Below are 9,814 nucleotides of genomic sequence, written 5' to 3'. Positions count from 1 at the left end.
CACCAAGTCGCTCGGCAAGTCGGCTGTCTTCATCACCCACGATCTGGAAGAGGCGATCCGCATCGGTGATCGTATCGCGATCATGAAGGACGGCGTGATCGTCCAGGTCGGCAATGCGGAGGAGATCGTCACCAAGCCCGCGGATGACTATGTCGCGGAATTCGTCGCAGGCATATCCCGGGTCCATCTCGTCAAGGCGCATACCATCATGCAGCCCATCGGCGACTACCAGGCGGCAACACCCGGCGTGGATATCGACGGACTTCCCCGCACGACGCCCGACGCCGATATCAGCACCTTGATCGAGCTCACCATGCAATCCAACCGTGATGCGCTTGCCGTGGTCGAGGGCGACGTCATTGTCGGCGTTGTGACGACCCGCGATTTGCTCCGCGGCGTCGCGGCCTGACGGCGGGAGGGTGTGCGATGGACATGAACACCATACCTAACGCCTTCGACGAGGTGATCGACAATGCCCTCTATTGGGTGAGCGACCATGGTGAAGGCCTGTTCGACTTCATCCGCGCCCTGCTCGAGGGCACCTATGACGGCATCCTCTGGATGCTGCAGCTTGTGCCATTCTATGTGATCGCGGCCCTGATCGCACTCGTCGGCTGGCGCTTGATGAACCTCTGGTCGGGCCTGCTTGCCGGCATCGCGCTTGTAGTCTGCGCTTTGATGGGCCTCTGGGCGGAAACGATGAGCACGCTCGCGCTCGTCGTCACCGCCACGGTACTTGCGCTCGTCACCGGAATTCCGCTCGGAATCACCGCTGGCTATTTCCGCTCGCTCGATCGCTATTTGGAGCCGGTCCTCGACTTGATCCAGACGCTGCCTCCCTATATCTATCTGCTGCCAGCGATCGCGCTCATGGGTTTCGGGCCAGCGACGGCACTCGCTGCGACCTTCGTCGTTGCCATGCCACCCGCCGTGCGCCTGACCGCGCTCGGTATTCGCCAGACGCCACATGTCTTCATCGAGCTCGGCCAGGCGAGCGGGCTTACCGGGTGGCAGATGTTTACGAAGATACGGCTGCCCTTCGCGCTGCCGAGCATCATGGCCGGCATCAACCAGAGCCTCATGATGGCCTTCGGCATGGTGGTGATCGCGGGCATCGTCGGCTCCGGCGGTCTCGGCGAGACCATCTACGGCGCTGTGCGCACTCTCGATATCGCGACCTCGATCAATGCGGCGATCGCGATCGTCATTCTCACTATGATCCTTGACCGCCTGACGCAGAGCGCGGCGGCACGCAGCAAGGGGAGGGCCGATTGATGCTGGAGACCCTTCAGTTTTCTCCTGGCGCCTATCTGGCACCGGTTGTCGATTGGCTGAATACCAAATTCCATCCACTGTTCAGCCTGATCACGAAAATAATTGAGACGTTGCTAAACAGCATCGAGGCATTTCTCCTTGTGCTTCCCGCCTATGGCGTGATCGCCGTTGCGACGCTCCTAGCCGGATACCTGATAAGTATTCGGATCGGCATCGTGACGGCCGTGGCGCTTGGCTTCTGCTTCATCTCCGGTCTCTGGACCGCGTCGATGCAGACGATAGCGCTCGTCACCGTCTCGGTCGCGATCTCGGTTCTGATCGCCTTCCCGCTCGGCATTCTCGCCGCGCGCCGGAAGGGCTTCGAGTCAGCGCTACGCCCCATACTCGACATCATGCAGACGGTGCCGCCCTGGGTCTATCTCATCCCGGCCGTTATGATTTTCAGCCTCGGTCGCGTGCCGGCTATTATCGCGACCATCGTCTACGGCATCCCGCCAATGCTGCGGCTGACTACGCTCGCCTTCAACCAGATCCGAAAGGACCTCATCGAGCTCGGCAACGCGATTGGCGCGCCGCCGCGCGCCATCCTGTTCAAGATCGAAATTCCCTCGGCAATGCCGACGCTACTTGTCGGTCTCAACCAGTGCATCCTGCTTTCTCTGGCAATGGTTGTTTTGGCGGGCCTGGTTGGTGCTGGCGGGCTTGGGGCGGAGGTTACGCGCGGACTGACGCGCATGGAGATGGGCCTCGGCCTTCGCGCTGGCCTCGCCATCGTCGCGGTGGCAATTCTGCTCGATAGGGTCTCGCGCAACGCCCTGCACCGGCCACGCGAGGCGGCTGGATCCTCCTGACCCGAGAAGGGAAAACCCACATGCGACGCAGCTTTTTCTGCATAGATGCTCACACCTGCGGCAATCCAGTGCGGTTGGTCGCGGGAGGCGGTCCTATTCTACCACATCTGCCGATGGCGGATCGCCGTGACCTCTTCGTGCGCAATCATGATTGGGTCCGAAAGGCACTCATGTTCGAGCCGCGTGGGCATGATATCATGTCGGGCTCGATCATTTATCCCCCGTTCAGGGAAGATTGCGACTTCGCGGTGCTGTTCATCGAAGTGAGTGGCTGCTTGCCGATGTGTGGAGCGGGCACCATAGGAACCGTGACGATCGCGATCGAAGAGGGCCTGATCACACCACGGGTGCCGGGTCAGCTTGCCATCGAAACGCCGGCTGGTAGGGTCGATGTTCGCTACGAGAAGCCCGGCGAACACGTCGAATCCGTCCGCCTGTTCAACGTCGCAAGCTATCTCCATGCGGCCGACGTCGCCGTCGATGTTCCCGGACTTGGTCGCCTGACCGTCGATATCGCCTATGGCGGTAATTTCTACGCCGTGATCGATCCGCAGGAAGCCTGGGCGGGGCTGGACGGCATGTCCGCCGGCGATATCGTCGATCTTAGTCGGAAGCTCCGTGACGCACTTGCGCCGATCTGCGATCCTGTCCATCCGGACGACGACCGTATACGCGGCGTACATCACGCGCTCTGGTGTGATGGGCCGAAAAGCTCCGAAGCGGACGGGCGAGGGGCCGTCTTTTACGGAGACAAAGCCATCGACCGTTCGCCTGGCGGCACAGGCACCTCAGCGCGCATGGCCCAGCTTTACGGAAAAGGTCGTCTCAAGGTCGGCGAGCGTCTCAGGCAGGAAAGCCTGATCGGCACGATCTTTGAGGGCCGGATTGAAGCGGAAGAGCGGGTCGGTCCTTTCAAAGGGATTCTACCAAGCATCGGGGGATGGGCCCGGATCATAGGTCACAATACTATCTTCGTCGACGATCGAGATACTCTGATGCACGGTTTCCAGATCGCCTGACAAGCACAGGACAACTGATCGAGTCAAAGCTGCCGTGTCCAGGGTTTCGCAAACTGTGGCTTTGTCGATGCTTCGAACTTCGACTACATCGTGATCGCCGGTGAATTCCTTGGACACGTGCCCGCGATCGATTGCGAAACGATCCGCTTCCTCAAAAAGCGGACACGTTGAACGTACCGCTTGTCGGGTTATGAGCCGGGTCGTTTGTTCTCGCGGAATTGGGCTGATGAAGCGGCACCTCGATAGCCACGGACGAAAGGGCCTTGGCTGAAACATAATATTGATTCATTTCCGAGCACCCTCCCTGCAAGTATCATGCTCGGAATGAGGGGCGGGCGGCGGTCATCGCCGCCCGCTCTGACTGCCGGGAAAGGCTTACGTTGCCTAAAGCACTCGTTTCTGTCTGCCCACTCGCTATTTCGGGATTTGCGGCTTTAGGCCGAGATTTGGTGGATCATATTCTATTCGGCCGCCCAGCTTTTTGAAGCCTGGATTTGCAGCGCCGAGCATCAATGGACACTACGACGGAGAGCGGCCCTCGGATCGAGAGCGGTAGATTCCGAACGGACGTAGTTTGGGCATTGTCACTGATTTTTCGAAGTTCGGTTCCCCTGTGCTGGGTTTCGGTTGATCGAGAGCAGATGTTAACGTCTCCGGTGCGGAAACCCTAGACGCGCCTATCTAAGGTTCCACATGGCGTCCATCACCGCATTGACTTCTGCGCTTTTCCGGCTTTCCGGCAGCGTCCACGCATTGATGGAAAGACCGAGCGGAACGCTATCGAACGGGGCAACGAGTGCTCCGCTTTCAAGATAAGGCTGGACGAGCGACCTGCGTCCCATAATGACGCCCAGGCCCAAGAGCGCCTCCTGAACCGCTACGGCATACAGGGAGAAGCTGGGTCCCGCGCCAAGTTTGAACTTTTCGTCAAGGCGCATACCCTGCACCCAGACCTTCCAGTCTTCCCATACGACGTCACCGATACAGGTGACATCGGCAAGGTCCGCGGGTTGAGTAAGCTTGCCCGCTACCGAGGGCGCGCAAACCGGAGTGATGTGCTCGTCGATGATGTGCCTGTGATGGCTCTCGGCTTGTTCCGTGTAAAACAGCGAGATATCAAAAGGGCCCCGCTTGAGGTGCGGCGGTTCCTCGAGCGCCGTGACCGAAAGGTCTATGGTCGCAAACTTCTGCCGCAACTGAATGACGCGCGGCGCAAGCCATAGCTGCGCAAGCGCCGGAGAGGTCACGATGTGGACGCTTGTAGGCAGGGCAAGCCGCCGGAGCTTCCGTGCGGCCTCGCCCAATGCGTCAAAGGCTCCGGTGAAATCTTCCTGCACGCTCCGACCCAATAAGGTCAGCCTCACACCCCTTGCCTGCCTCTCGAAGAGTTTGGCTCCGTATTCATCCTCAAGCAGTTTTACCTGCGCGGCAACCGCACCGGCTGTGACCGACATTTCTTGGGCGGCTTGGGCGAAACCGCCCAGCCTCGCCGCCGCCTCAAATGCACGCAGCGCGTTGAGCGAGGGAAATCGATCGTAGTGGGGCTTGATCGCCATTACTTAGCCTCAGTTTTTCTGGGCCTAGATTTGTCGAAATCTCGTTTGTGGTCAACGGGCGGACCGTGGAAATCTCGTCGCATGGCGAAAGGGACAGGTCGCCTTCGGCCGCCGGGTCAACCGCCGTCGAACCTCCAACAACGGGCTTACGATGAAGATTTCCGCTATCGAATTGTATGAATACGATCTGACGTATTCCCACGGCACCTACATCATGTCGAAGGGTCGCTCTGCCAAGCAGCAACCTTCGAACCTCGTTCGCATCATCACCGACGACGGGATTGAGGGATGGGGCGAAGCCGCCACCCTGTCTGGGAATTACCTTCCCGTTTTCGCTGGCAGCACCAGTGCCGCCCTTCGCGAACTAGCTCCGTACCTGCTCGGTGAAGACCCACGCAAATTCACGCGTCTTCAACGGGTCATGTCCGGCGTGCTTATGGGGCAGGCAAATGCAAAAAACGCATTTGACGTCGCGTGTTGGGATATTTTCGGGAAGTCCGTTGGACTGCCAATATCGGCGATGATCGGCGGCGTGCTCAGCACGGACCTCCCAATTTTCGAAGCGATACCGCTATCGTCGGCACAGAACAGCATTGACTACGTGCACAAGCGCAGCGCCGCCGGTATCAAGCGCTTCCAGATCAAAGTGGGCGACGATCCGATCGCCGACGCCACGCGTACACGCGAACTCATCGAGTCCTCGGACAAGGACATTTTCTTCTTTATCGACGCGAATGCCGGATGGACATTCCTGGAAGCCGCCACCGCGATGCGGAAGCTCGAGGACCTTGGCGTCTATGTCGAACAGCCGTGCCTAGACCTTGCCGACTGCGCCATGCTGCGCAAAGTTTCGTCGCTGCCGTTGGTAATCGACGAAAGCCTCCTAACATTTGCCGACCTCTACCGCGCCAAGTATGAGGTTTCCGCAGGGGCGCTGAACATAAAACTCGGACGTCTCGGCGGCATCACCCATGCCGTGAACATGCGGAATGCCGCCCAGAACCTCGGAATGCACTTTTGCATCGAAGACGTCTGGGGTGGCGACGTCACTGCGGCCGCCGTTTCCCACGTAGCGGCAAGCGCGCAGCCCGAATACCTGATGCACACTTCGTTCTTCAACGACTGGACCAACGAACACGTTGCCGGATACCAGCCGCGGCAATTCAACGGACGCGGCGCTGCGCCTACAGGGCCTGGTCTCGGGATTGAGATCGACCGCGATTTCATCGGTGCTCCAGTCGCCACCTTTCGCGCTTGAAGCCATAGAACGAGCTAAACATCGAGATTCATTGCGCAAATTCCAGTCAGGCCGAAGGTCGCGTCGAACGAATGAACCGGACGCTGCGAGACTTCCTAGTCAAGGAATTATGGCTGGCGGGTATCGATGACGTGGAGGCTGGCCATGCATTTCTGCCTAGCTTCACCGAGCACTACAACGCGCGGTTTGCGATCGTCCCTGCCCGACCCGATGACCTGCACTGGCCGATGAACTTGGCGTCGGATCGGCTGGCCGAGATCCTGTGCAAACGCGAGCAGCGCTACGTCGGATCGCAGCTGACGTTTTCGTTCGAGCGCCAGCGGATCATGCTTGAGGAGACCGAGATGTCGCGCGGTTTGGCCGGTCGCTATGTCGAGACTTATGCCTATGCGGACGGTCGATTGGATGTGTGGGGCCTGATCGTAAGGCTTCCGACGATCGACAGTTTTCTACGGGTAGCCCGGCCAAAACGGAACGAAACCAACCTCATCGGTTAGTTCTATTTGGCGGCAAGCTTCCGAAGATAACGCCGATCATGACAGTTATGCATCCGAGGATCGTCAGGGAATCCGCTTGCTCTCCCAGAGCTATGAACGAGATTGTCGTGACAGTAACTGGCGTAGGCTTGTTGACCCAGCACCGGTCGGTCTGAATGTCACCGTGTTCGCCAGTGTGAAACTGGCCACGCATGACAGCGCCGCGACAAGCGCCTTCCGTACGCAAATCCAGAAGCTGACCGAAGTTTTGGAATGCTATGTCTTGTTAGGTAGCACTGACGTCTTACTGAAAATAGTCGTGCCCGATATCCGCTACTATGAGGACTTTTTCTACAATCGGCTCTCGCAGCTTTCGAGCGTACGTGAGATCACTTCCAGCGTTGTCATGAGCGACGTGAAGATCGCACCAGCCCTGCCATTGGATATTGTAAAGTAGCCCCATAAATCCCCGCCCAGGATCTCCCACTTGCTAAGTGAGAGAGGTAATGTGCCCATTGTGACCAGTCACAACCCGAAGATGGAAGTGCTTTCCGCACCAGAGCGGCGCCGCCGTTGGTCAGTTAAAGGCCGAGAAGCTTGCCATCATTCAGGAGACCTATGAGCCGGACGCGACAATGAGCATCGTTGTTCGGGAATGCCAAAGTCCTTCCAACGTCTGCAGAAATATTAGAGCGACGCGGACGAGTTCGTAGTTGGTTCCATAATAGAACTTATGCGATATGTTATAACATTGCGGTGGGTTCAAGGATGAAGTGCGACTTGCGATAGATACCAATGGGTTGTCACTCGCAAGGAATGGCTCATGAGACGCACCTACTCTCAAATCGATATGGATGAACGTCGTCGGATCGCTAAGTGGCGAGCGGTTGGCCTGAGCGCCACCGTCATTGCCGAGAAGCTTGGACGGCATCTTTCGACGATTTTCCGAGAACTCAGCCGCAATGCTTTTGAAGACGCGCAGATGCCCGAGCTCAGCGGCTACTACTGCGTCACCGCCAACGAGATGGCGCGTGAACGCAGAGCCAAGCTGCGTAAGCTTGCTCGTTTCGCGCATGTGCGTCGATCGGTGATTGAACGGATCATGCATGGTTGGTCGCCACAAACAGATCGCCGGTCGAATGCGGCTGGAGCGTCATCCGATTTCCGTCAGCTACGAGACGATCTACAAGTTTGCCTATTCGGCAGACGGTCTTGCCATCAAACTGTGGCGGCACCTGCCGGAACGTCGCGCGAGACGTCGCCCGCGGCATGCCAGGCGTCGCTACGGCCGCCGTTTCAGCCCGGAACTCAACATTCTCCACCGTCCTGACACCGTCGCCGAGCGCAAGCAGTCCGGCCATTGGGAGTGCGATCTCATTCAGTTTCGCAAGAAGTTCGGCAAGGCCAACGTGACGTCGCTGGTCGAGCGGGTCAGCCGCTTTGCCGTATTCCTGCGCAACAATGACCGGCAGTCGCGACCGATCATGGACAAGATCATCGAAACGTTCTCTCCCTTGCCAGCCTTTGCCCGGCAGAGCTTCACCTTTGATCGCGGCACGGAGTTTGCCGGATTCAGGGCTTTGGAAGATGGCATCGGCGCGCGGAGCTGGTTTTGCGACCCCAGTGCACCGTGGCAGAAGGGTGCGGTGGAAAACGCCAACAAGCGCATCCGCCGGTTCATGCCAGGCGATACCGATCTTGCAGGCGTGTCGCAACGCAAGCTCATCCAGCTTACTCGCCATCTCAACGACCAGCCGCGAAAGTGCCTCGACTACAGGACGCCCGCCGAAGTGTTCCGGGCACATTTGCAAGAGGGAGGCTGAACCCCTACCCTGAAAACCGGCGTGTTGCACTTCAGTTAGGATCTCCCCGCGTATAGCGGTCGCCCCCTGTTCTCCCGACCAATACCGGTCGGTAGTGGCTAGTTGATCGTTGCCACCCATTCGCCCGTGGCGGACTTCGAGAAGCCTACGACACGATCTAAAGGCTCAGCTTGTGGTGACATCTTTACAGACGTCATGCAGACCAGACCGGGATCGGCGTCGCTTTTGTCACACTGGCCGAGCTTCAAGGAGATCTCGGGCATGTTGTTTCGATCCCATACGAGTGGCGAGGCGGGCGTGCACCTTTCGAAACGCTGCAAGAGCCTGCTCCTCCGAGGGCATTTCAACCATCGGCACGGCGCAAAGTGACGGATCAGCGGAGATAGCCGCGACCAACTCGGCCTTGGCTATTGCCTGAGAGTATACATCAGGTCCGGACGTTGCGAGATATGTGCCCCCAGCGCCGGCTGCGAGACCGACGCTGGCGGCGATCACCAAAAGCATGTTCTGATTCATTGCAGCGTTCCCGACAGATTAGGTTCTGAGGTTGAACCAGAAGCGTTCCTTGACGCCCTTGTCATTTGGAATGTCGAAGAAATAGGGATTTGAACGTTGGGGTCGAGGCATGGTGACTTGGACCTTGCATCCGTTTTTGCTCAGGTTGTCCCGGTCGTTGTATAGAGTGCGAAGTTTGATATTTGCTCGAGCATTGGCGTCCGCGTTGCCATACCGGGCGTGGAAGTCACTGCGGTTCTCGCACCGGTCGACGACCTGAACACACTTGTTGGGAGTCCGCGTCACCCCATCGCGACCGCTTTCGCTGTAGCCAATGTTCGTGCCGACCGGGCAATCCTCATATTGCTCGCGACCAGGTTTACCCGCCTTCGCCTCGTGGCAGATAGGCCAAGAGAAGCCCGGCTTTTTCATCGCGTTGATGAGCTTCATCATCGGCGGTACGCAATAGGGCACGCCTTGCCACGAAGGACTTTGGGAAGCGGCGCAGAGGAGTACTTGGCAGCCCCAGGTGGCGTCTTGTGCCTTGGCGCCTTGGGGAGCAAGGACAAACGTTGCAAGACCGACTGTGGCGAAAAACATACGTTTCATTCAGGTGGTCCTCATGATGGTTGCGACGGGCGCGCTGGCGGATGCTCAATTTGAGCGAAATCCGTCACCTATCGGTCAGTTCTCCTTGGCTTCCGCCGAGCATCGGCAAAGGGGGGCGAGATTTCGCTCTCGCGATCTGCGAGAAGATTGGCGTCCGCGATCGGCTGGCGGCCGAGCGTCTTGTCTACAGATTTGCGCCGCCACTCGTTCATATCGAGAACGTAGGTCGCCCACATGCCATAGCGGGCGGCCATGGCGTACCGCTGATAGGCCAAGTACTGAGTGTTGTACGAATACGGCGAGGCAACGCGCGCCCAACCAACCCGCAGCATCTCTACCGCAATATCTTGCCCGCTCGTCGTGCAACGGGCCTGCGGAATGCCATCATGACCATACGCGATAACGCCACATTCGACCGGTTTGCTGCCGATGGTTCGTTTGAGCCAGGACTT

General features: G+C 58.5%; 10 protein-coding genes and 3 pseudogenes. 9 read left to right on the top strand and 4 right to left on the bottom strand.

Annotated elements, in window-relative coordinates; all coding sequences use genetic code 11:
- The 4 genes from I8N66_RS11580 to I8N66_RS11565 all read left to right on the top strand — a co-directional run.
- On the top strand, positions 1–409 hold a 409-nt coding region (locus I8N66_RS11580; protein ID WP_291153774.1), incomplete at its 5' end, for a CBS domain-containing protein.
- Positions 410–426: 17 nt separating this feature from the next.
- Positions 427–1,275: an ABC transporter permease subunit gene (locus tag I8N66_RS11575; protein ID WP_291153771.1), complete on the top strand. Its 849-nt coding sequence runs from the start codon at positions 427–429 to the stop codon at positions 1,273–1,275.
- Positions 1,272–2,126: an ABC transporter permease subunit gene (locus tag I8N66_RS11570; RefSeq protein ID WP_291153768.1), complete on the top strand. Its 855-nt coding sequence runs from the start codon at positions 1,272–1,274 to the stop codon at positions 2,124–2,126. The genes I8N66_RS11575 and I8N66_RS11570 overlap by 4 nt, the downstream gene beginning before the upstream one ends.
- 20 nt (positions 2,127–2,146) lie before the next feature.
- Positions 2,147–3,145 carry a 4-hydroxyproline epimerase gene (locus I8N66_RS11565; RefSeq protein ID WP_291153766.1) on the top strand — a complete coding sequence of 333 codons (999 nt, stop codon included), beginning with the start codon at positions 2,147–2,149 and terminating at the stop codon, positions 3,143–3,145.
- Positions 3,146–3,822: 677 nt separating this feature from the next.
- Here the strand turns inward: I8N66_RS11565 and I8N66_RS11560 are convergent.
- Positions 3,823–4,701 carry a LysR substrate-binding domain-containing protein gene (locus I8N66_RS11560; protein WP_291153763.1) on the bottom strand — a complete coding sequence of 293 codons (879 nt, stop codon included), beginning with the start codon at positions 4,699–4,701 and terminating at the stop codon, positions 3,823–3,825.
- Between the two features lie 151 nt (positions 4,702–4,852).
- On the opposite strand from I8N66_RS11560, the gene I8N66_RS11555 reads away from it, so the two are divergent.
- From I8N66_RS11555 to I8N66_RS11535, 5 genes and pseudogenes are all read left to right on the top strand, one after another.
- Positions 4,853–5,959 carry a mandelate racemase/muconate lactonizing enzyme family protein gene (locus I8N66_RS11555; RefSeq protein ID WP_291153761.1) on the top strand — a complete coding sequence of 369 codons (1,107 nt, stop codon included), beginning with the start codon at positions 4,853–4,855 and terminating at the stop codon, positions 5,957–5,959.
- An 11-nt stretch (positions 5,960–5,970) separates the two neighbouring features.
- Positions 5,971–6,369, top strand: a pseudogene (locus I8N66_RS11550) (ISNCY family transposase); the annotation flags it as partial.
- A 163-nt stretch (positions 6,370–6,532) separates the two neighbouring features.
- Complete coding sequence (locus I8N66_RS11545) at positions 6,533–6,892, top strand: Lrp/AsnC family transcriptional regulator (RefSeq protein ID WP_291153758.1); 360 nt, start codon at positions 6,533–6,535, stop codon at positions 6,890–6,892.
- A 60-nt stretch (positions 6,893–6,952) separates the two neighbouring features.
- Positions 6,953–7,088: pseudogene (locus tag I8N66_RS11540) on the top strand (IS3 family transposase); the annotation flags it as partial.
- Positions 7,089–7,258: 170 nt separating this feature from the next.
- Positions 7,259–8,258, top strand: a pseudogene (locus I8N66_RS11535) (IS30 family transposase).
- Positions 8,259–8,486: 228 nt separating this feature from the next.
- Here I8N66_RS11535 and I8N66_RS11530 read toward each other — a convergent pair.
- The 3 genes from I8N66_RS11530 to I8N66_RS11520 form a co-directional block, all read right to left on the bottom strand.
- Positions 8,487–8,774, bottom strand: a complete 288-nt coding sequence (locus I8N66_RS11530; RefSeq protein WP_291153755.1) for a hypothetical protein — start codon at positions 8,772–8,774, stop codon at positions 8,487–8,489.
- Between the two features lie 18 nt (positions 8,775–8,792).
- Positions 8,793–9,362 carry a hypothetical protein gene (locus tag I8N66_RS11525; RefSeq protein WP_291153752.1) on the bottom strand — a complete coding sequence of 190 codons (570 nt, stop codon included), beginning with the start codon at positions 9,360–9,362 and terminating at the stop codon, positions 8,793–8,795.
- A 68-nt stretch (positions 9,363–9,430) separates the two neighbouring features.
- On the bottom strand, positions 9,431–9,814 hold a 384-nt coding region (locus tag I8N66_RS11520; protein WP_291153749.1), incomplete at its 5' end, for a thermonuclease family protein.

It is taken from the genome of Ensifer sp. SSB1, from assembly GCF_016652895.1.
Classification (GTDB): domain Bacteria; phylum Pseudomonadota; class Alphaproteobacteria; order Rhizobiales; family Rhizobiaceae; genus Ensifer.
The sequence above is the reverse complement of the archived record's forward strand: the minus strand, read 5'-3'. Positions and strand labels throughout refer to the sequence as shown.